The following is a 19,369-nucleotide window of genomic DNA, read 5'->3' as shown; positions in this document are numbered from 1 at the left end:
GCGCTTGGTGGCGTGGGGAGCGGTGGTGGGACCGGCGGGCGCGCAGGGGCCGGTTGTCAGCCCTTGCCGGCCGCGTTCACGATCCGGGTGGTGGAGCGGCCGGGGATGGAGGCCATCTCCCAGCATTCGGTCCCCAGGATCGCCGCCGCCGCCGCGCGGGCGCCCGCGTGCGGGTCGCCGGCCGTGTGCGCGAGCGCCCCCGGCCGCATCGGGGCCAGGAGGTCGATGTAGTCCTCCGGCCCGTGCGCCTCGGGCGGCCCCGTCACGATGAAGACGCCGGTCACGAAGCGGAGCGCGGCCAGCACCTCGGCCCGCTCCTCCGCCGGGTTGAGCGGGCGGCTCGGCCCCTTCCAGGCCCGCACCCGGGGATCGTCCTCCACGCCGACGACCAGCGGCAGGCCGCGGTCGGCCACCGCGCCCAGGTAGCGCACGTGGCCGACGTGCAGGATGTCGAAGACGCCGGTCACGACCGCCGCCCCCACCCGGTCGTACGGTTGCACCCAGACGGCCTCCAGGCTGCTCACGCGACCTCCCACGCTCTCCCCTATAGGCCTAGACGACTCGTCGATCGCAGCGTACTCGGTCGGCGTCCGCGGTCGTGCAGCCGACCTCGGGCAAGGTCATTCCTACCTTTTCGCGATAATCTCCGGCCCCCTGTCAGCGCGTCTCATAACGTCACCGGATTTGGGGGAGGTCGCCGTGGCACCGCCGGACTTTCACAGCGTCGACGGAGGCGACTCCCGTGATCTCGTGGCCCGGCTCCCGGGAGTGCCGTCGCAGGTGGCCAGGGCCCGGGGGCTCGTGACGGCCGCGCTCGGCCGCGACCATCCCCTGTACGACGACGCCGCACTGCTCACCAGCGAACTGGCCACGAACGCGATCCTGCACACCAGGTCCGGGGCGGGCGGTTCGTTCACGGTGACCGTGAGCAGCTCGGAGACGGCGGTGCGGGTGCTCGTGTCGGACGCCGGGTCCGACGGGCCGCCGTGCGTGTGCCGTACGAGCGCGCAGTCCACCAGCGGGCGCGGCCTGCCGCTGATCGAGGCGCTCAGCCACCGCTGGGGCTTCACCCGCGAGGACGGCACGACGACGGTCTGGTTCGAGCTCCTGTGGTCCCACCTCTCGGCCGGGATGGCCGTCTGACTAGACGTCCAGGCGGCACAGGCCCTCGGCGAGGGCCTTGGTGGTCAGACGGGTACGGCTGTCGCAGCCGAGCTTGGCGAAGATGTGCTCCAGGTGGGTCGTCACGGTGCGGACGCTGAGCACCAGCGCGGCGGCGATCTGCGGGTTGGAGTCGCCGGCCGCCACCCGGGTCAGCACGTCCACCTCGCGCCCCGTCAGGTCGTACGGCAGCGGGCACGGCCGCTCGGCCACCACCGCGCCCTGGAGCGCCCCCTGGAACCCGACCCCGGCCCTGAGCAGCCGCAACTCGTGCCAGCGCCCCTTGCGGTCGAGCCAGAGCCCGTGCCTGCTCAGCTCCCGCGAGTCGATGAACGCCCGGGCGAACGCGGCCATCGCCGGATCCTCCCGCAGCACGGCCGACGCCTCGTGGCCCGGCACCTGGCGCCGCGTCCCCACCCGGTCGAAGGCCACCGCCCGGAAGTCCGGCGGCAGCCCGACCGGGTCGATGACGCACCTGGTCAGGTCGGTGACGTGGGCGAGCATCGGGCTGATCGCGACGACCAGCGCGCCCGTGAGCCGGGGAAAGGAGTCCTTGGTGGCCAGGTGGAGCAGCCCTGTGTAGCGGCCCTCGCTCAGGAACAGCGGCGCCGTCAGCCCCGCCCGCCAGCCGTAGGGGGCGAGGTGACGCCGGAAGTAGCGTGCGGTGCCCGGCTCCGGCATGATCACCGGCGCGCGGGTGGCGATGGCCCTGCGGCACGCCTCCAGCCCCGCGTATTCCTCGGCCGCGTCGTGGTCGATGCGGTGGTGGCCGTCGGACACGACGCTGTGGTGCCGCCCCGTGGCCGGATCGAACGCGACGAACTCGTAGGCGTCCACCGGGACCACCCGGCGCAGCGCCGCCATCGCCGCGTGGGCGCCGCCGCTGGCCGCGACCTGGTAGCCGACCTCGGCGAACGCCTGGAGCTGGCGGACGTCAAGGATGATCTCGGCCACCGAGCCTTTATATCATTTGCCAAACCTTGAGGTCTTCTTGAAACTTTTTTTCACGAGCACCCGGACGCCCCGGTGAGGGGCCCACCGCCGCCGGGATCGGGGCGCCCCCAGGCTCGCCGCAGGGCGGCGAGCGGATTCGCGACCTTTGTTCCGGAGCTTGGAGATCGAATAGATAACGGCCCCTTCCCTCCGCGCATAACCGGCTCGTAAAGTCCGCTGCAACGCCGTGTCGGGGGAGGATGTGTCTTGACCGAGCTGAGCGACCGTGAGGCCGAGCTTGTTTCCGCGCACGAACAGGAACGCCCGGCGCGGCAACTCGGCGGGCCTCTGCGGCTCGGCGTGTGGATCGTGGGCGGGCTGCTGTCGGTTTATTCGCTGGTGGTGGTGTTCCGGCCGGTGGAGGCATTGGAACACCGGATGACGTTCCTGGCGGTGGCGCTGCCGCTGGTCTTCCTCTGCTACCGGTCGGGCTGGTCGTCGTTCCTGCCACGGCTGTTCCGGCGCGGCACCGCCGCGAGCTCGCCCCCCGAAACGCCAGCGGGCGGCGAGCCGGAGGGGACGCGGCGGTCCGAGCGGCCGTCCGTGGCCGACTGGCTGCTCGCCGCCGCCTCGCTGGCCGTGCTGGTCTATCCGCTGCTCGACATCGACGGGTTCCGCGATCGGGGCTCCGGCGCCGCGCTGACGGACCTCGACGTCGTGGCGGGCCTGGCGCTGACGGTGCTGCTCCTGGAGGCGGTACGGCGCACCGTCGGCTGGTCCCTGACCATCATCTGCGTAGTTTTCCTGATTTATGCCTATTACGGCGCATATTTGCCGATTGACTGGACTATCGGGCATCGCGGCTTCGACCTCGGCCAAATCGTGTCCCAGCTCTACACCGGCACCGAGGGCTTCTTCGGCGTCCCCATGCAGGTGGCCGCCAGTTACATCATCCTTTTCACGATTTACGGCGCTGTGCTCGACTATTCGGGCGCGAGCAAGTTCTTCATCGACCTGAGCTTCGCCGCCTTCCGCAAGTCCCGCGCCGCCCCCGGCCGTACCGTCACCACGGCCGGCTTCCTGCTCGGCACCGTGTCGGGCTCCGGCGTGGCCACCACGGTCAGCCTGGGCAGCGTCGCCTGGCCGGTGCTGCGGCGGGCCGGCTATCCGAAGGAGCCGGCGGGCGGCATCCTCGCGGCCGGCGGCATCGGCGCCATCCTGTCGCCGCCCACGCTGGGCGCGGCGGCGTTCATCATCGCGGAGTATCTGAGGGTCAGCTACCTCGAGGTGCTCCTGTACGCGACGATCCCCACGCTCCTGTACTACCTGGGCATCTTCCTGGCCATCGAGATCGACTCGCGCCGCTTCAGCACCCACGCCGTGCAGGTGGACGCGCCCAAGGCGGGCAAGCTGCTGCTGCGCTTCGGCTACCACTTCAGCTCGCTCATCCTCATCATCGTGCTGATGGCGCTGGACCGCTCGGCGTTCCAGTCCGTGGTGATCGCCACCGCCATCGCGTTCGCGCTGTCGTTCCTCGACCCGCAGCACCGCATGGGCCCCAAGCGGGTCGGGCAGGCGCTGGCCAAGGGCACGCTGGAGGTGCTGCCGGTGACCGCGGTGTGCGCGGCGGCGGGCATCATCGTCGGCGTCATCACGCAGACCGGCCTCGGCCTCAACCTCAGCGCGATCATCGTGGACTTCGCCGCGGGCAACCTCGTGCTGACCACGCTCATGTCCGGCATCGCGGTCATGCTGCTGGGCCTGGCCGTGCCGGTGACCGCGAGCTTCATCATCGCCGCGGTGATCATCGGCCCGGCGCTCACGACGCTCGGGGTGACGCAGGCCGAGGCGTACATGTTCGTCTTCTACTACGCGGTCCTGTCGGAGGTGAGCCCGCCCACGGCGCTGTCCGCGGTCGCGGCGGCGGCGATCACCGGCGGCAACACGTACAAGACGATGATGATGACCTGGCGCTACACGCTGCCGGCGTTCCTGGTGCCGTTCGCCTTCGTGCTGACGCCCAACGGGCAGGCGCTGCTCGGGCAGGGGCCGATCGGCACCGTGCTGCTGATGACGGCCGTCTCGGCCGTCGCCGTGGCGGCCCTCGCGCTGGCGACCGGCGGCATGAGCGGATGGCCCGAGCGCGCGCTCGCGGCGATCGCCGCGGTGCTGCTGCTCTTCCTCGAACCCGTTCCCATCGTCGCCGGTCTGGCCGTCCTGGCCGTGGCCGTAGCCGTGCACCTCGTCAGAAGCAGGAGAAGGGACCCAGCGTGAAGCGGATCTTTGCGATAGTGGCCGTCGCCGTCCTGACCGCGGCCGGCTGCGGCGGAGGTGGCGCGGGCGGATCCGGCAACCGGCTGTCGATCGCCACGGGCGGCACGACGGGCGTCTATTACGTGTACGGCGGCGGCCTGGCCAAGCTGCTGTCGGCCAACATCCCCAACACCCAGGCCACGGCGTCGGTCACCTCGGCCTCCGTCGAGAACATCAAGCTGCTCGCCTCCGGCAAGGCCGACATCGGCTTCTCCCAGTCCGACACGGCGGCCGACGCGGTCAACGGCAAGGACACCTTCACCGCGAAGCAGCCCATCAAGGCCATCGCCCGCATCTACGACAACTACACGCAGCTCGTCGTCGCGCCCGGCGTCCGGGCCGCCAAGGTGGCCGATCTGAAGGGCATGCGCGTCTCGCTCGGCCCGGCCAACTCCGGCACCCAGGTCGTGGCCAGGCGGGTCCTTCAGGCGGCCGGGATCAACCCGGACAACGACATCACCAAGCAGCAGCTGTCGATCAACGAGTCGGTGCAGGCCGTCAAGGACGGCACGATCGACGCGTTCTTCTGGGTCGGCGGCCTGCCCACGGCCGGCATCACCGACCTGGCCACGAGCAAGCCGGACGTGAAGGTGCTCGACACGAGCGACGTGCTGACGACCATGCAGTCGACGTACGGCCAGCAGTACGTCGGCCTCGACGTGGACCTGTCCCTCTACAAGCTGTCCGGCTCGATCAAGACCGTCGGCATCGCGAACGTGCTGCTGGTGCCCGACAAGATGAGCGACCAGCTCGCCTACGACATCACCAAGACCCTGTTCGAGAAGAAGGCCGAGCTGGCGGCCGTGCATCCGGAGGCCAAGAAGCTCGACGTCATGCTGGGCCAGCAGGTGGCGCCGGTCGAGCTGCACCCGGGCGCGGCCCGCTACTACAAGGAAAAGGCCTGACGAGGCTGCTCGCGGCCCTCGCGACGGCGCTCACGGTGGTGGCGGCGCTCTGCTCCGGCGGGAGCGCCGGCCTCCTCACCGTGAACGGCCTGCCCGTCGTCGCGGGCGCCTTCTCGATCGGGTACGTGCACTCGATCTACCGGGCGCCCTCCGCGGAGGTGTTCACCGTGGAGGGCCGCCGGTTCACCATGCGGGCGGTCGTCTCGACCAACGAGAGCGTGCTGGAGTACTACGCGCTCGACGGGACGCGGGTGCGGACCCCGGAGGGCATGTGGGTGCTGCGCCTGGCCGTGCCCGCCACGTACGAGGAGCTGTCCCTGCTCACCACGTCGATCGGCCGCCGTACCCTCATCTCGGGCGGCCGCTGCCTGCCCCTGTTTCCGGCCGACGGCGCCGCGCGGGTGCGGCTGGCCGTGGAGGAGCGGCCGGACGCGCGGAGCGGGCCCTGCCGCCCGCCCTACGACCTGGCCGCGCTGCGATGGGCCCCGAGGGCGCTCACAGCCAGTCCTTCTTCTTGAACACCACGTACAGCATCGCGGACACGCCGGCCACTAGCATCGTGGAGGTCCAGAACCCCCACGGCTGCCCCGAGCCCGGGTAGGGCACGTTCTGCCCGTAGTAGCCGGTGATCGCGGTCGGCACGGCGATGATCGCGGCCCAGCTGGTGAGCCGTTTCATGATCTCGTTCAGGCGGAAGCCCTGCTGGGCAAGGCGGGTCTCGCGGACGTTCGCGAGCATGTCGCGGATGGTCTCCACCCATTCCGCCACGCGCAGCACGTGGTCGTTGACGTCCTCGTAGTAGGGGGCCATGGCGGGCTTGGCGATGAAGTCCTGGTCGCGGTGGAGGAGGGTGCCGACCACCTCGCGCATCGGCATCGAGATCTTGCGCAGCCGGGCGGTGTTCTTGCGCAGCTCGTACATCTTGCGCTGCAGGGCCCTGCCGTCATGGGGGCCGTCCTCGTCGAACAGCGACTCCTCCAGCGCCTCCGCCTGCGTGTCGAGGTCCTGCACCAGGTCGAACTGGCTGTCGACCACGTAGTCGAGCAGCCCGTGCAGCAGGTACGCCACGCCGTGGCCGGCCAGCCGGGTGTTGGCGTCCCAGCGCTTGACCACCTCGCGGATGTCGAAGTGGTCGTTCTCGCGGACGGTGACCAGGGCGTTCCTGGTGACGAAGATGTTCACCTCGACGGGGTCGAGCTGCCCTTCGTCGAAGTGCACCCCGTAAACGGTGATGAACAAGTGGTTGTCGTATATATCGACCTTCGGCCGCTGATGATCGGACAGCACGTCCTCGACCGCCAGCTCGTGCAGTCCCAGCTCCTCACCGATCACGCCGAGGTCGGCGGACGAGGGGCCACACAGGTCGAACCAGACCGTGTTGCCGGGATCCTCCACATAGTCGGAGACCTCCTCGATCGGGAAACCTTCCTTCTCGAGGACGCCGTTCCTGTACAGACGTGTGTGCACTAGCCGAGTCTGGCAAATCGTCTCGCGTTACGCACAGCCGCTCCCCCAGGATCGTTGTTGAAGTAGACGTAGACGTCCCGCCAGCCCGCCTCATGCAGGCGTCTCGCCCACGTCTTCAACGCGGTGTCGCCGTACGACCAGCCGGACGGCCCCTCGTGCAGGCGCACGTAACCCCAGTCCGCCGTGCGCCAGAGCGGGCTCTGCGGCTTGCCCAGCCGGTCGGCCCAGCACAGCGCGGCCTCGTGCGCGCTCAGCAGCTCCCGGATGTCCTCCGTCCACCACGACTCGTGCCGCGGCTCCACGGCCACCCGGACGCCCGCCGGGAAGCAGCGCAGGCACCGGTCGAGCCGGTCCGCGTCGGCCTTCAGCGTGGGCGGCAGCTGCAGCAGGACCGGCCCGAGCTTGTCCTTCAGCTCCGATGCGCGGCTCATCAGGCGCCCCACCGGCTCCTCGGGGTCGGCCAGCCGCTTGATGTGGGTCAGGAACCTGCTGGCCTTGACCGCCATCACGAACCCGTCCGGCGTGCGGTCCCGCCAGGCCGCGAACGTCTCGGGGCTCGGCAGCCGGTAGAACGCGTTGTTGCTCTCGACGGTCGGGAACTCGGCCGCGTACTCCTCCAGCCAGAGCCGCTGCGGGACGTCCTGCGGATAGAGCACCCCGCGCCAGTCCTTGTACTGCCACCCCGACGTGCCTACCAGCCACGACATGCTTTTACGCCTACCCAGGGGACCGGGGTGCAGTACTGTCGTCAGCCATGGGCGCCAATCACGCGCATCTTCCCAGCTCCCGGCGTACGGTGATGGCCGGTCTGGCCGTGCTCGTGCCGCTGGCGATCATCACCCTGGCCGGCCTGCTCTGGCTCTGGCCCGACGGGACGGTGAGCACCGGCACCGCCCCATCCGGTGAGCAGTCCAGCGTGCAGCGGGTCACCGGGACGATCACCGGTGTCACGCTCAAGAAGTGCCCCGCCGCCTCGGAAGGCGCACCCCAGCCCGACCCGGCCACCTGCGGCAACGCCGACGTCCGCGTCGAGGGCGGCCAGAGCGTCACGCTCCGGCTGCCCAGCGGGCCCGGGGCCCAGCACTTCGCCGCGGGCGACGACGTGATCCTGCTGCGCGACGCGGACGGCGAGCACCAGATCTCCGACCACGACCGGTCGACGCCGCTGTGGCTGTTCGGGGCGGCCTTCGCGCTGGCGGTCATCGCCTTCGGCCGCTGGCGCGGGGTGACGGCGCTGGTGGGGCTGGCGGTGACGTTCGTGCTGCTGCTGACGTTCGTCATCCCCGGCATCCTGGAGGGCGAGCCGCCCCTGCTGGTGGCCATCGTGGGGGCCTCGGCGATCATGCTGCTGGTCCTCTACCTCACGCACGGCTTCTCGCTGGCCACGTCGATGGCCGTGCTGGGCACGCTGGCCAGCCTGGCGCTGACGGGCCTGCTGTCGTACGGGGCGCTGGGGTTCGCCCGGCTCAACGGCATCACCGACGACAGCGCGCTGGCGCTGGACATGAGCCTGAAGATCGACACCCAGGGCCTGCTGCTGGCCAGCATCATCATCGGCGCGCTGGGGGTGCTCGACGACGTCACGGTCACCCAGGCGGTCACGGTGGCCGAGCTGGCCCACGCCAACCCCTCGTACGGCTTCGCCCGCCTCTACCGGGCGGCCGGCCGCATCGGCCGGGCGCACATCGCGTCGGTGATCAACACGATCATCCTGGCGTACGCGGGGGCGTCGCTGCCGTTGCTGCTGCTGTTCAGCATCGGGCAGCAGCCGCTGGGTGACGTGCTGACGACGCCGGTCATCGCCCAGGAGATCGTCCGCAGCATCGTCGGCACGCTGGGGCTCATCGCCGCCGTGCCCATCACCACGGCGCTGGCGGCCCTGACGGCCTCCCGCCACCACCCGGAGGAGGACGCCCAGGAGCCTCCCGCCCGGCAGGACGCGCAGGAGAGCTTCTTCACGCCGCACGCCCACCAGCACGACCCCGCCCAGCACCCGGGCGAGCGCCCGGCCCGGCACCGCCGGCGGACGCGCACCTGATCGCGGCCGCCCGTCAGAGGGCTTCGGCGCTGCCGTCCACCCGCAGCTTCCGCCGGGCCCGCTCGTAGAACGTGGTCCCCAGCCGCACGACCTTCGCCGCCCCCGGCCACGCGGCCACGGTGACGGTGTCGCCGGGGCACAGGTGGGTCACCACGGCCCCGTCGACCTCCACCGCCAGCCGCCCGCTGGTGGGCAGCACCTCCAGCGTGACCTCCTCGTCGGCGGGCAGCACCAGCGCCCGGTTGAACGACGAGTGGGCGGCGGCGGGCACCACCAGCACCGCCTCCACCCGGGGCGACACGATGGGACCGCCGGCCGAGAAGCTGTAGGCGGTCGAGCCCGTGGAGGTCGCCACGATCACCGCGTCGGCCGCGAAACGCACGAAGTCGCTGCCCGCCGGGGTGACGGCGATCGCGGCCAGCCCTTCCCCGGGGATCCGGACCAGCGCGATGTCGTTGAACGCGGTCACGTCCGCGCCGCCGAGCCGGCTCTTGATCGCCATGCGCGGCTCGATCGTGTAGCGGTGGGCGTCGATGGCCGACAGCGTGTCCGCCAGCTCGTCCACGTCGATCTCGGCCAGGAAGCCGAGTTTGCCGAGGTTGACCCCCAGGATGGGGGTGGGCCGACCGGCCAGCAGCCGCATGGTCCGCAGCATCGTGCCGTCGCCGCCCAGCCCGACCAGCAGGTCGGCCCGCTCGACGAGGGCCTCGGCGTCCACGGCCACGGCGGAGCAGTCGATCCGCCCCACTTCCTCGGGCAGCCCGAGCACGGTGGCGCCCTTGTCACCGGCCCAGCGCAGGATGGTGTCTATCGCCTTCTTCGAGTCGCGCCGTGGGTGTAGCACCAGCCCGACCGTACCGACCATGCCCATGAGGCCAACACTAGGCCAGCCGCCATGGGCCTGTCGGCAGGGACCTGCCGAAGTCGTCAGCGGACGAGGCAGGGGCGCTTCGGGTCGAAGACCCAGTCCTTCACCAGATACTGCATGGCCACGGAGTCGTCGCGGGCGCCGAGGCCGTGGCGCAGGTAGAGCTCGTGGGCCTCGGCCAGGGCCGCGCGGTCGAGCTCGACGCCGAGCCCGGGGGTCGTCGGCACCTCGATCGCGCCGTCCGTGATCCGGAACGGGCTGGTCGTCAGGGCCTGGCCGTCCTGCCAGATCCAGTGCGTGTCCAGTGCCGTGATCTCCCCCGGGGCCGCCGCCCCGACATGGGTGAACATCGCCAGCGAGATGTCGAAGTGGTTGTTGGAGTGAGAACCCCAGGTCAGCCCGAAGTCGTGGCAGAGCTGGGCGACGCGGACCGACCCGGCCATGGTCCAGAAGTGCGGGTCGGCCAGCGGGATGTCCACCGCGCCGGCGCGTACGGCGTGGGCCATCTCCCGCCAGTCGGTGGCGATCATGTTCGTCGCGGTGGGCAGCCCGGTGGCCCGCCTGAACTCGGCCATCGTCTCCCGGCTGGAGAAGCGGCCCTCGGCCCCGCACGGGTCCTCGGCGTAGGCCAGGACGCCGCCCAGCCCGCGGCACAGTCGTACGGCGTCGGCGAGCAGCCAGCCGCCGTTGGGGTCGAGGGTGACGCGCGCCTCGGGGAAGCGGCGGGCCAGCGCCGTGACCGCCTCGATCTCCTCCTCGCCCGTCAGCACCCCGCCCTTGAGCTTGAAGTCGGCGAAGCCGTAACGCTCCTGGGCGGCCTCGGCCAGCGCGACCACCGCGTCGGGTGTGAGCGCCTCCTGGCGGCGCAGCCGCGACCAGCGGTCCTCGCCCGCGTCGTCCACCCGGTAGGGCAGGTCGGTCCTGCCCGGGTCGCCGACGTAGAAGAGGTAGCCCAGCATCGGCACCCGGTCCCGCTGACGGCCCTCGCCGAGCAGGTCGGCCACCGGCAGGCCCAGGTACTGGCCGTGCAGGTCGAGCAGGGTGGACTCCAGGCCGGTGACCGCGTGCACGGTGGTGCGCAGGTCGAAGGTCTGGGCGCCGCGCCCGCTCGCGTCGCGGTCGGCGAACCGCTCGGACACCGACCGCAGCAGGCTGCGGTACCGGGCCACGGGCTCGCCCGCCAGCAGCGCGCCCGCCTCCTCGACGGTCCTCCGGATCGCCTCGCCGCCGGGCACCTCGCCGAGGCCGGTGCGCCCGTCGGAGTCGGTGGTGATGACGACGTTGCGGGTGAAGAAGGGGCCGTGGGCACCGCTGAGGTTGAGCAGCATGCTGTCGTACCCGGCCACCGGGACGACCTCGACGCGCTGGATGGTGGGAGACATGGCGCCCTAGCTGATCTTGTTGATGAGGGCGGCCAGTTCGGCGGACTCGCCGTCGGTGAGGTTCTGCAGCGGCGGCCGGACGGGGCCCGCCGGGCGCCCGACGGCGGCCAGGCCCGCCTTGATGATCGAGACGGCGTACCCCTTCTGCCGGTCGCGGATGTCCAGGTACGGGATCACGAACTCCTTGATCCGCCGGTAGACGGCGTCCCGGTTCTGGGCGCGGACGTCGGCGTAGAAGTCGAGCGCGTACTGCGGGACGAAGTTGAAGATCGCCGAGGAGTACGTGCTCATGCCGAGCTGCAGCAGCGGCAGCGCGAACGTCTCGGCCGTGGGCAGGCCGCCGATGTAGGCCAGGCGGTCGCCGACGGTGGCGTAGATGCGGGTGAGGTGCTCGATGCTGCCGACGCCGTCCTTGAACCCGACGAGGTTCGGGTTGCGGTCGGCCAGGGCCTCGACGGAGCGGTCGTTCAGGATCGCGTTGGCGCGGCTGTAGACGATCACGCCGAGGTCGGTGGCGCGGCACACCGCGGAGACGTGCTCCACCAGGCCCGCCTGCCCGGCCTCCGTGAGATAGGGGGGCATGAGCAGCAGCCCGTCGGCCCCGGCGGCCTCGGCGGCCTGGGCCTGCGCGACGGCGTTCGCGGTGCCGCCGGTGGCGGGGGCCACGACCGGTAGCCTGCCGTTCACCTCGCTGACCGCCGCCCGCACCACCCGGTCGATCTCGGCGGGGGTGAGCGAGAAGCCCTCGCCGGTGCCGCCCGCGGCGAACAGCCCGGCCACGGGGTACGCGCTCAACCAGGACAGGTGGTCACGGTAACCCGCCTCGTCGAACTCCAGCTCCTGCGTGAAATGGGTGACAGGGAACGACAGCAGGCCGCTCTTGAGCTGGGCGGCGAGCTCCTGGGGCGAGAAATTCGGCATGACCGTCCTCTGCTGACACGCGGCCCGTGGGATCCCCCGCACCGCCGGTAAAGGTTGATGCCGTCAGGCTAGGAAGGAGGGTGGATTCCTGTCCAAGCCCGATTCTGTATCTGGCGATACCGAACGAGCATCGTCACGCCCGGGGTCGGGCAGCAGCTCCAGAACGCGCCACAGGGCGGGGTTGGTGGAGCCGTGGTCCCAGATGACGTGCAGCTCCACCGGCTTGCCCGCGACGCCTGCCCTTTCTTTGGCCCCCTCGTCGAGCGGGTCGCCGCCGCCCCGTACCAGGTCGCAGAAGACGATGCCGTCGATGCCGAGCGAGCGGGCGCTGGCCGGCGCCAGCGCCACGCCCCGGCCGGCGGCCACGAGCAGGGCGGCGGTGAGGATCTGGTGCACCTGCTGCTCGATCCTGGGGTGGGCGTTGGTGAGGAAGCGGACGGTCAGCTCGTGGAAGTAGCGCGACTGCACGGGGTTGTAGCTGATGACCGGCAGGCCGTCGAAGTCGTCGGGCGCGAGCGGCCGGCCCAGGCCGGCCAGCGGATGGCCGACGGGGACCACGGCGCACAGCGGCTCGCGGAAGACCACGCGGGAGTCGAGCGTGGCGATGTCGAAGGGCGGGCGGGCCAGGCCCAGGTCGAGCTCGCCGCGCAGGATGCCGTCCACCTGCCCGGCGGTCACCCGCTCGTGGAGGATGACGTCGATCTCCGGCAGCTGCTCCGTGAGGCGGCGCAGGATCGTGCCGAGCATGCTGATGGCCGAGACGGCGGTGAAGCCGAGCCGTACGGTGCCCGTGGCGCCCTTGGCGATGCGGCGGGCCCGGTCGCCCGCGGTGTCGACGAGGGAGAGCATGCGCCGCGCGTCCTCCAGGAAGCCGCGCCCGGCGTCGGTGAGCACGACGCGCCGGTTGTCGCGTTCCAGGAGGGTCACGCCGATCGCGCGCTCCAACTTCTGGATATGGCGGCTGAGCGGCGGCTGCGTCATGCGTAGCCGATCGGCGGCCCGGCCGAAGTGGAGCTCCTCGGCGACCGCCACGAATGCCCGGATCTGATCCAGTGTTAGCATGATGCCCGCAGAGTATCACCTGATACCGAATTGAGCCTGGACAGGCATCGAGGCAGGTCCCTAGTCTCCGGAGACTACAGAGCGGAAACAACCCCGTAACCTCCATAGACGCCGCTCGCACATAAGGAGAAGTCCATGCCGACATCACGGACGACCCGCCGCCGCCTTCTCGCGGGTGTCATCGGCGGCGCCGCCGCGCTCGCGCTGACGGCGTGCGGTGGCGTCAAGACCACGTCCTCCGGCGGCGGTGACGGTAAATATCCGACGGGCAACATCGAGTTCAGCGTCGGCGCGTCCGCGGGCGGCTCGACCGACCTCATCACCCGGGCGCTGGCCCAGGGCATGGGCAAGGACCTCGGCGTCTCCGCCCCGGTGCTCAACAAGCCCGGCGCGAACGGCGCGCTCAACGCCAAGGAGCTCCAGGCCGCGAAGGCCGACGGCTACAAGATCGCCGTCCAGAACGCGTCCCTGTTCACCATCACGCCGCTCACGGTCTCCCCCGCCGAGGCCACGAAGATCGACTCGTTCGACGTCATCACCGGCGTCTCGCGTGACGACTACGTCATGGCGACCAACTCCCAGTCCGGCTACAAGTCCATCGAGGACATGAAGAAGGCCGGCAAGACCATCCGCTACGGCACGACCGGCGTCGGCACGGGCGCCCAGCTCGCCTCCGCGCTGACCTTCAAGACCGCCGGCATCGAGGCCACGGCCGTGCCCTTCGACGGCGGCGCCCCCGCGCTGACCGCCCTGCTGGGCAACCAGGTGGACGTCTCCACCATGCAGATCGGCGAGGCCATCGAGAACATCAAGGCCGGCAAGCTCGTCCCGCTCGCGGTCTTCTCCGACCAGCGCATCCCCTTCCTGCCGGACGTGAAGACGGCCAAGGAGCAGGGCTTCGACGTCCTGGTGACGCAGTACCGCTTCCTGACCGCGCCCAAGGGCACGCCCGAGGACGTCAAGACCCGCCTGCTGGACGCGGCGAAGAAGACGTTCGCCACGCCGGAGTACAAGAAGTTCAACGAGGACAACTCGCTCACCCCGATGGAGGTCTCCCCGCAGGAGGTGCTCTCTTCCCTGCAGAAGGACACCGCCACGTACAAGGAGCAGCTGAGCAAGTACGGCATCAGCCTGGCCGGATAGTCCCCTAGGAGCGAGCATGTCCATGTCTGACCCTCTTGAGGCCGGCCCTCTCGAGTCCGGCCCTGAGGTCGCCGACGACACCCGGCCACCGCACGCCGGCCCTCTCTCGCAGATCTCGGCGGCCCTGGTGGCGCTGGCGGTCGGCGTCGCCGGGGCGATCGGCTCCCTCGCGCTCGGGCTCGGCCGCATGACCCAGCCGGGCCCCGGCCTGTGGCCGTTCGCCATCAGCGTCGTCATCGTCGTGCTGTCGGCGGTGCTCGTCGTCACCGGCCGCAAGCTCGAGGACACCGAGCGGTTCTCCAAGGCGAGCCTGCTCACCGCGGCCGGCCTGGTGACGCTCATCATGCTGGCCTGGCTGCTGCCGCTGATCGGCTTCGAGATCCCCTCCCTGCTGCTGGTGTTCGTCTGGCTGCGCTGGCTGGGCAAAGAGTCGTGGCGCACCTCCATCGTGGTCAGCGTGCTGACGGTGGCGGCGTTCTACCTGCTCTTCGTCGTGCTGCTCCAGGTCCCGCTCCCGCGCCTCATCTGAGAAGACCCCATGGACATCTCCCCCATCCTCAACGGCTTCGGCGTCGTCATGGAGCCGGCCAACCTGCTCTACTGCCTCATCGGCGTGATCATCGGCATGCTCATCGGCGTGCTGCCCGGCCTCGGGCCCGGCGCGACGATCGCCATCCTGCTGCCGATCACGTACGGCATCGGGCCGGTCTCCGCGATCATCATGCTGGCCGGCATCTTCTACGGCGCCCAGTACGGCGGGACCATCACCTCGGTCCTGCTCCGCCTCCCCGGCGAGGCGTCCTCCGTCGTGACCGTCTTCGACGGGTTCGCCCTGGCCAGACAGGGCAAGGCGGGCACCGCGCTCGGCATCGCCGCCATCGGCTCCTTCGTCGGCGGCACCGTCTCGATCATCGGCCTGACGATCCTGGCCCCGGTCGTCGCCGGCTTCGCGCTCGACTTCGGCCCGCCCGAGTACGCGGCGCTGGGCGTGCTCGGCGTGCTGCTGATCTCCTCGGTCGGCAACGGCAACAAGCTCAAGGCGATCATCGCGGCCTGCGTCGGCCTGCTCATCGCGACCGTCGGCCGCGACACCTTCACCGGCGCCGAGCGGTTCACCTTCGACAGCCTGAACCTCGCCGAAGGCATCGACTTCATCCCGATCGCGATGGGTCTGTTCGGCCTCAGCGAGATCCTCTACAACCTCGAGGAGCGGCACAACCAGGTGCACGCGCCGGCCAAGGTCGGCAACGTGTGGCCGTCGCGCCAGGACCTCGGCCAGGCCAAGGGCGCGATCGGGCGCGGCTCGGTCATCGGGTTCGTGCTGGGCGTCCTGCCCGGCGGCGGCGCGGTGCTGTCCTCGCTGGCGGCGTACGCCTTCGAGAAGCGCCGCGCCAAGCAGCCCGAGCGCTTCGGCAAGGGCGCCGTCGAGGGCGTGGCCGCCCCCGAGACCGCCAACAACGCCGCCGCCACGTCGTCATTCATCCCGCTGCTGACGCTGGGCATCCCGGCGAACGCGACGATGGCGCTGATGTTCGGGGCGCTGCTCATCCAGGGCATCCAGCCGGGGCCGCAGCTCGTCACCGAGCACCCCGACGTCTTCTGGGGCGTCATCAACTCGATGTACATCGGCAACATCCTGCTGCTCATCATGAGCATCCCGATGGTCGGCGTCTTCGTGAAGATCCTGCGGGTGCGTCCCGCCATCCTGGCCCCGATCACGGTGCTCATCACGTTGCTCGGCGCGTACACCGTGAACAACAACGTGTACGACATCTTCCTGGTCATCGCCTTCGGCCTGCTGGGCTACCTGATGAAGAAGTTCGGGTTCGAGCCCGGGCCGCTGGTGCTCGCGTTCGTCCTCGGCTCGATGATCGAGAACTCGTCGCGCCAGGCGCTGCTCATCTTCGGCGGCGACCCGACCGGGTTCCTCACCCGCCCGATCTCCGGCACGGTGCTCGCCCTGGTGGTACTCGTCGCCGTCCTGCCGCTCATCCGCAAAGCCGTACGCCGCAAGACCGCCGCCGCGGACCGCGTTCCAGTTGAGGAGAAGACGCCATGACGATCCTCGTCGGTTACCTGCCCACCTCCGAGGGCGAGGCCGCGGTCGACGCGGGCCTGCGCGAGGGCGCGCTGCGCTCCGAGCGCGTGATCATCGTGAACTCCCCGCGCCGCGGCGCCCCCGTCGACGAGCACAAGATCGACGACGACGCCTCGACCGCGCTGCTCGCCCGGGCGCGGGCCGCCGGCGTGGACGCCGAGGTACGCCAGCCGCTCCACGACGACGACCTGCCGGAGACGTTCGAGGAGCTCGTCAAGGAGACGGGCGGCACCCTCATCGTCATCGGGCTGCGGCACCGGTCGCTGGTGGGCAAGTTCATCCTGGGCAGCGAGGCGCAGCGCATCCTCATGGAGGCCAGCGTGCCGGTGCTGACGGTGAAGGCGCCCCGATGACTCGTGACGGCGGGCGGATCAGCCGCGTCTCGGTCACGCCGGTCGCCTTCCGCGACCCGCCCCTCCTCAACGTCGTCGGCGTCCACCAGCCGTTCGTGCTGCGCGCGATCGTCCAGGTGCACACCGACTCGGGGCTGGTGGGGCTGGGCGAGACGTACGCCGACCAGGCCCATCTCGACCGGCTCGACGCCGTGGCCGCCGCGCTGCCCGGCCTGGACGTGTTCGACGCCCACGGGCTGCGCCGCGTCGTCGAGGAGACGCTCGGCCGCTCCACCGGCGGCGCGGGCGCGAGCTTCGGCGGCATGCTGGAGGTCTCCAGCGCCGTGGACACCGTGGCCGCGCCCTTCGAGGTGGCGCTGCTCGACCTGCAGGGCAGGACGCTCGGCCGCCCGGTCAGCGACCTGCTCGGCGGCGCCGTACGCGACCGGGTGCCGTTCTCCGCGTACCTGTTCTACAAGTGGGCCGGTCACCCGGGCCAGGACGAGGACTCGTGGGGCGAGGGCGTCACGCCCGAGCAGATGGTCGCCCAGGCCCGGCGGATGGTCGACGAGTACGGCTTCACCGCCATCAAGCTCAAGGGCGGCGTCTTCGAGCCCGGCCACGAGGTCGAGACCGTCGAGGCGCTGGCCACCGCCTTCCCCTCTCACGCCCTGCGCATCGACCCCAACGGCGCCTGGACCGTGGACACCTCGATCAAGGTGGCGCACCGGCTGGCCGGGGTCCTGGAGTACCTCGAGGACCCGACGCCCGGCATCGACGGCATGGCGCGGGTCGCCGAGCGCACCGACCTGCCCCTGGCCACGAACATGTGCGTCATCGCCTTCGAGCACCTCAAGCCCGCCGTCGCCGCGGACGCCGTGCAGGTCGTCCTCTCGGACCACCACCTGTGGGGCGGCCTGCGCCGCTCGGCCCTGCTGGGGGGCATCTGCGAGACGTTCGGGATGGGGCTGTCGATGCACTCCAACTCCCACCTCGGCGTGAGCCTCGCCGCGATGACCCACCTGGCCGCCGCGACCCCGAACCTCACCTACGCCTGCGACACCCACTACCCGTGGAAGACCGAGGAGGTCATCAGGCCGGGGGCGCTGGAGTTCCGCGACGGCAGCGTGGCCGTGCCGGCCGGGCCGGGGCTCGGCGTGGAGCTGGACGAGGACGCGCTGGACGCCCTGCACGAGCAGTACGTGCGGTGCGGGCAGCGCGGGCGCGAGGACACGGCGTACATGCGCACGGTCGAGCCCGGCTTCACCCCCAACACGGCCCGCTGGTAACCCGACGGCCACTGGGCCTGGAGACGAGCACGCGGGGCAGGACGCACAGCCGCCTCCCGCCCCACCGCCGACCGCCCGCTACGAAGCCCGAAGACGGACGCGCGGAACGGGACACACGCAGCCGCAGCACGCCCACCGCTAGAATCCACCCGCCCCTGACCGGCTACGGAGCCTGGAGGCGGGCTCGCGAGTTGGACAGGTGCAGCCGCATCGCGGCCCGCGCCGCCGCGGCGTCCCGGTCGGCGATGGCGCGGTAGATGTTCTCGTGCTCCAGCGTCACCCGGGTGAGGTGGGTGGCGTTGGAGACGGTGTACGCGTGCTCCAGCCGGGTGCGCGGCAGCATGATCACCATGGGCCCGAAGGACGCCAGCAGGTCGGAGTAGAACCGGTTGCCCGAGGCCAGCGCGATCTTGAGATGGAACTGGAAGTCGGCCTCGACGGCGCTGCTGGGCTGCTCGCCGGAGCGCCCGAGGTCGACCAGGGCCCGCTCGATGGCCTTCAGCTGCAGGTCGGTGCGGCGCTCTGCGGCCAGCCCCGCCGACTCCGACTCGACGCCGATCCGGAAGTCGATCATGTCGAGGACGTCGCGATGGCTGCGGATCTGCGAGGGCTCCACCGAGAAGGCCGTGGAGGCGGGCAAGGCCAGCACGAACGAGCCCCGCCCCTGGAACGTCTCGACCAGCCCGGCCGCCTGGAGCCGCGAGATGGCCTCGCGGACCACCGTACGGCTCACGCCGAACTCCTCGACGAGCGAGGACTCGGTCGGCAGCTTCTGGCCGGGCTCGATCTCGCCGGCGAGGATGCGTTCCTTGAGCCGTTCGACGAGCTCATGCGCGAGCCCGCGCCCGCTGTCGCGGTCGAGCCTCTGATCTGGCGGCACGGCTGACAACCTACCCGGCGTCCGCACGGAACTCGACCCGGCCGGACCGCCCGACCGCAACCGCACCGAACTCGCCCCGATCGGACCGCCCAGCCCCGGCCACGCCGAACTCGACCTGATCGAGCCGCCAGGCCGCCGCCCCGTCGGCGAGGCTGAGGCCGAGGCCCGGACGGTCCGGGACGCGCATGCGTCCTCCCTCGATCTCCAGCCGCTCCTCGAACAGCGGCGACAGCCACTCGATGTGCTCCACCCAGGACTCGCGCGGGTAGGCCGCGGCCAGGTGGACGTGGATCTCCATCACGAAGTGCGGCGCGACCCGCAGCTGCGCGTGATCGGCCAGCGCGGCGACCTTGAGGTAGGGCGTGATGCCGCCCACCCGCGGCACGTCGGGCTGCAGGAAGCCGACGGCCCGAAGGTCGATGAGCCGCACGAGGTCGGGCACGCTGGAGAGCATCTCACCGGTGGCGATGGGCGTGCCGAGCGCGGCGGCCAGCTGCGCGTGCCCCTCGGCGTCGTAGGCGTCCAGCGGCTCCTCGATCCAGACCAGCCCGAGCTCCTCCACCGCCCGCCCGAACCG

Annotated in this window: 20 protein-coding genes; 10 read left to right on the top strand and 10 right to left on the bottom strand. The window is 70.9% G+C overall.

The genetic code is table 11. The features are described from left to right. Positions 1-56: 56 nt before the first annotated feature. A complete protein-coding gene (locus ACWEPL_RS48170; RefSeq protein ID WP_350726598.1) occupies positions 57-524 on the bottom strand; it encodes an adenylyltransferase/cytidyltransferase family protein in 468 nt (155 codons plus the stop codon). Between the two features lie 175 nt (positions 525-699). On the opposite strand from ACWEPL_RS48170, the gene ACWEPL_RS48165 reads away from it, so the two are divergent. Further along, entirely contained in the window at positions 700-1,143 is a 444-nt protein-coding gene (locus tag ACWEPL_RS48165; protein WP_355192081.1) for an ATP-binding protein, read from the top strand. Here ACWEPL_RS48165 and ACWEPL_RS48160 read toward each other — a convergent pair whose 3' ends face one another. Beyond that, the gene (locus tag ACWEPL_RS48160) at positions 1,144-2,115 is read right to left on the bottom strand and encodes a response regulator transcription factor (RefSeq protein WP_452440223.1); all 972 of its coding nucleotides are present in this window, start codon (positions 2,113-2,115) and stop codon (positions 1,144-1,146) included. 246 nt (positions 2,116-2,361) lie between these two features. Here ACWEPL_RS48160 and ACWEPL_RS48155 point away from each other — a divergent pair, with 246 nt between their 5' ends. Genes ACWEPL_RS48155 through ACWEPL_RS48145 form a run of 3 tightly spaced genes read left to right on the top strand, consistent with a single transcriptional unit; the run spans position 2,362 to position 5,830 of the window. Next, on the top strand, positions 2,362-4,368 hold the full coding sequence (locus tag ACWEPL_RS48155) for a TRAP transporter permease (protein ID WP_452440222.1): 2,007 nt from the start codon (positions 2,362-2,364) through the stop codon (positions 4,366-4,368). Further along, positions 4,365-5,312 (top strand): TAXI family TRAP transporter solute-binding subunit, encoded by a 948-nt coding sequence (locus ACWEPL_RS48150; protein WP_363964038.1) that lies wholly within the window; start codon positions 4,365-4,367, stop codon positions 5,310-5,312. Before ACWEPL_RS48155 ends, ACWEPL_RS48150 begins: the two co-directional genes overlap by 4 nt. Positions 5,313-5,350: 38 nt before the next feature. After that, complete coding sequence (locus tag ACWEPL_RS48145) at positions 5,351-5,830, top strand: DUF1850 domain-containing protein (RefSeq protein ID WP_452440220.1); 480 nt, start codon at positions 5,351-5,353, stop codon at positions 5,828-5,830. Here the strand turns inward: ACWEPL_RS48145 and ACWEPL_RS48140 are convergent. After that, a complete protein-coding gene (locus ACWEPL_RS48140; RefSeq protein ID WP_452440241.1) occupies positions 5,808-6,644 on the bottom strand; it encodes a magnesium transporter CorA family protein in 837 nt (278 codons plus the stop codon). The genes ACWEPL_RS48145 and ACWEPL_RS48140 overlap by 23 nt on opposite strands. Positions 6,645-6,778: 134 nt before the next feature. After that, positions 6,779-7,486 carry a DUF72 domain-containing protein gene (locus ACWEPL_RS48135; RefSeq protein ID WP_363964034.1) on the bottom strand — a complete coding sequence of 236 codons (708 nt, stop codon included), beginning with the start codon at positions 7,484-7,486 and terminating at the stop codon, positions 6,779-6,781. Between the two features lie 47 nt (positions 7,487-7,533). Between ACWEPL_RS48135 and ACWEPL_RS48130 the strand changes: the two genes are divergently transcribed. Next, positions 7,534-8,817 (top strand): YibE/F family protein, encoded by a 1,284-nt coding sequence (locus tag ACWEPL_RS48130; protein WP_363964032.1) that lies wholly within the window; start codon positions 7,534-7,536, stop codon positions 8,815-8,817. 13 nt (positions 8,818-8,830) lie between these two features. On the opposite strand, the gene ACWEPL_RS48125 is transcribed toward ACWEPL_RS48130, so the two are convergent. From ACWEPL_RS48125 to ACWEPL_RS48110, 4 genes are all read right to left on the bottom strand, one after another. Then, positions 8,831-9,661: an NAD(+)/NADH kinase gene (locus tag ACWEPL_RS48125; RefSeq protein WP_452440219.1), complete on the bottom strand. Its 831-nt coding sequence runs from the start codon at positions 9,659-9,661 to the stop codon at positions 8,831-8,833. 83 nt (positions 9,662-9,744) lie between these two features. Beyond that, positions 9,745-11,067 carry an enolase C-terminal domain-like protein gene (locus ACWEPL_RS48120; RefSeq protein ID WP_452440218.1) on the bottom strand — a complete coding sequence of 441 codons (1,323 nt, stop codon included), beginning with the start codon at positions 11,065-11,067 and terminating at the stop codon, positions 9,745-9,747. A gap of 6 nt (positions 11,068-11,073) precedes the next feature. After that, the gene (gene kdgD / locus ACWEPL_RS48115) at positions 11,074-11,988 is read right to left on the bottom strand and encodes a 5-dehydro-4-deoxyglucarate dehydratase (RefSeq protein WP_355192065.1); all 915 of its coding nucleotides are present in this window, start codon (positions 11,986-11,988) and stop codon (positions 11,074-11,076) included. Positions 11,989-12,051: 63 nt separating this feature from the next. Continuing rightward, positions 12,052-13,050 (bottom strand): LysR substrate-binding domain-containing protein, encoded by a 999-nt coding sequence (locus ACWEPL_RS48110; RefSeq protein WP_452440217.1) that lies wholly within the window; start codon positions 13,048-13,050, stop codon positions 12,052-12,054. A gap of 135 nt (positions 13,051-13,185) precedes the next feature. Here ACWEPL_RS48110 and ACWEPL_RS48105 point away from each other — a divergent pair, with 135 nt between their 5' ends. Genes ACWEPL_RS48105 through ACWEPL_RS48085 form a run of 5 tightly spaced genes read left to right on the top strand, consistent with a single transcriptional unit; the run spans position 13,186 to position 17,912 of the window. Then, complete coding sequence (locus ACWEPL_RS48105; RefSeq protein ID WP_355192061.1) at positions 13,186-14,193, top strand: tripartite tricarboxylate transporter substrate binding protein; 1,008 nt, start codon at positions 13,186-13,188, stop codon at positions 14,191-14,193. 22 nt (positions 14,194-14,215) lie between these two features. Continuing rightward, on the top strand, positions 14,216-14,722 hold the full coding sequence (locus ACWEPL_RS48100; protein WP_350726573.1) for a tripartite tricarboxylate transporter TctB family protein: 507 nt from the start codon (positions 14,216-14,218) through the stop codon (positions 14,720-14,722). Positions 14,723-14,731: 9 nt separating this feature from the next. Then, positions 14,732-16,252 (top strand): tripartite tricarboxylate transporter permease, encoded by a 1,521-nt coding sequence (locus ACWEPL_RS48095; protein WP_350726571.1) that lies wholly within the window; start codon positions 14,732-14,734, stop codon positions 16,250-16,252. Beyond that, positions 16,249-16,644 carry a universal stress protein gene (locus ACWEPL_RS48090; RefSeq protein WP_357728102.1) on the top strand — a complete coding sequence of 132 codons (396 nt, stop codon included), beginning with the start codon at positions 16,249-16,251 and terminating at the stop codon, positions 16,642-16,644. Before ACWEPL_RS48095 ends, ACWEPL_RS48090 begins: the two co-directional genes overlap by 4 nt. Continuing rightward, positions 16,641-17,912: a glucarate dehydratase family protein gene (locus tag ACWEPL_RS48085; protein ID WP_452440216.1), complete on the top strand. Its 1,272-nt coding sequence runs from the start codon at positions 16,641-16,643 to the stop codon at positions 17,910-17,912. The genes ACWEPL_RS48090 and ACWEPL_RS48085 overlap by 4 nt, the downstream gene beginning before the upstream one ends. 163 nt (positions 17,913-18,075) lie before the next feature. Here ACWEPL_RS48085 and ACWEPL_RS48080 read toward each other — a convergent pair whose 3' ends face one another. Both ACWEPL_RS48080 and ACWEPL_RS48075 read right to left on the bottom strand, forming a co-directional pair. Next, on the bottom strand, positions 18,076-18,792 hold the full coding sequence (locus tag ACWEPL_RS48080) for a FadR/GntR family transcriptional regulator (protein ID WP_192792423.1): 717 nt from the start codon (positions 18,790-18,792) through the stop codon (positions 18,076-18,078). Between the two features lie 10 nt (positions 18,793-18,802). After that, on the bottom strand, positions 18,803-19,369 hold a 567-nt coding region (locus ACWEPL_RS48075; RefSeq protein WP_452440215.1), incomplete at its 5' end, for an enolase C-terminal domain-like protein.

The sequence above is a fragment of the Nonomuraea sp. NPDC004186 genome, from assembly GCF_053603495.1.
Note: the sequence above shows the minus strand (reverse complement) of the source record. Positions and strands in the feature narration are given on the sequence as shown.

Excerpts from the sequence above, each read along its gene's own strand:
- ACWEPL_RS48100 (WP_350726573.1), top strand. The coding sequence starts at position 14,216 with ATGTCTGACCCTCTTGAGGCCGGCCCTCTCGAGTCCGGCCCTGAGGTC.
- ACWEPL_RS48105 (WP_355192061.1), top strand. The coding sequence starts at position 13,186 with ATGCCGACATCACGGACGACCCGCCGCCGCCTTCTCGCGGGTGTCATC.
- ACWEPL_RS48135 (WP_363964034.1), bottom strand. The coding sequence starts at position 7,486 with ATGTCGTGGCTGGTAGGCACGTCGGGGTGGCAGTACAAGGACTGGCGC.
- ACWEPL_RS48095 (WP_350726571.1), top strand. The coding sequence starts at position 14,732 with ATGGACATCTCCCCCATCCTCAACGGCTTCGGCGTCGTCATGGAGCCG.
- ACWEPL_RS48120 (WP_452440218.1), bottom strand. The coding sequence starts at position 11,067 with ATGTCTCCCACCATCCAGCGCGTCGAGGTCGTCCCGGTGGCCGGGTAC.
- ACWEPL_RS48130 (WP_363964032.1), top strand. The coding sequence starts at position 7,534 with ATGGGCGCCAATCACGCGCATCTTCCCAGCTCCCGGCGTACGGTGATG.
- ACWEPL_RS48090 (WP_357728102.1), top strand. The coding sequence starts at position 16,249 with ATGACGATCCTCGTCGGTTACCTGCCCACCTCCGAGGGCGAGGCCGCG.
- ACWEPL_RS48110 (WP_452440217.1), bottom strand. The coding sequence starts at position 13,050 with ATGCTAACACTGGATCAGATCCGGGCATTCGTGGCGGTCGCCGAGGAG.
- kdgD (WP_355192065.1), bottom strand. The coding sequence starts at position 11,988 with ATGCCGAATTTCTCGCCCCAGGAGCTCGCCGCCCAGCTCAAGAGCGGC.
- ACWEPL_RS48085 (WP_452440216.1), top strand. The coding sequence starts at position 16,641 with ATGACTCGTGACGGCGGGCGGATCAGCCGCGTCTCGGTCACGCCGGTC.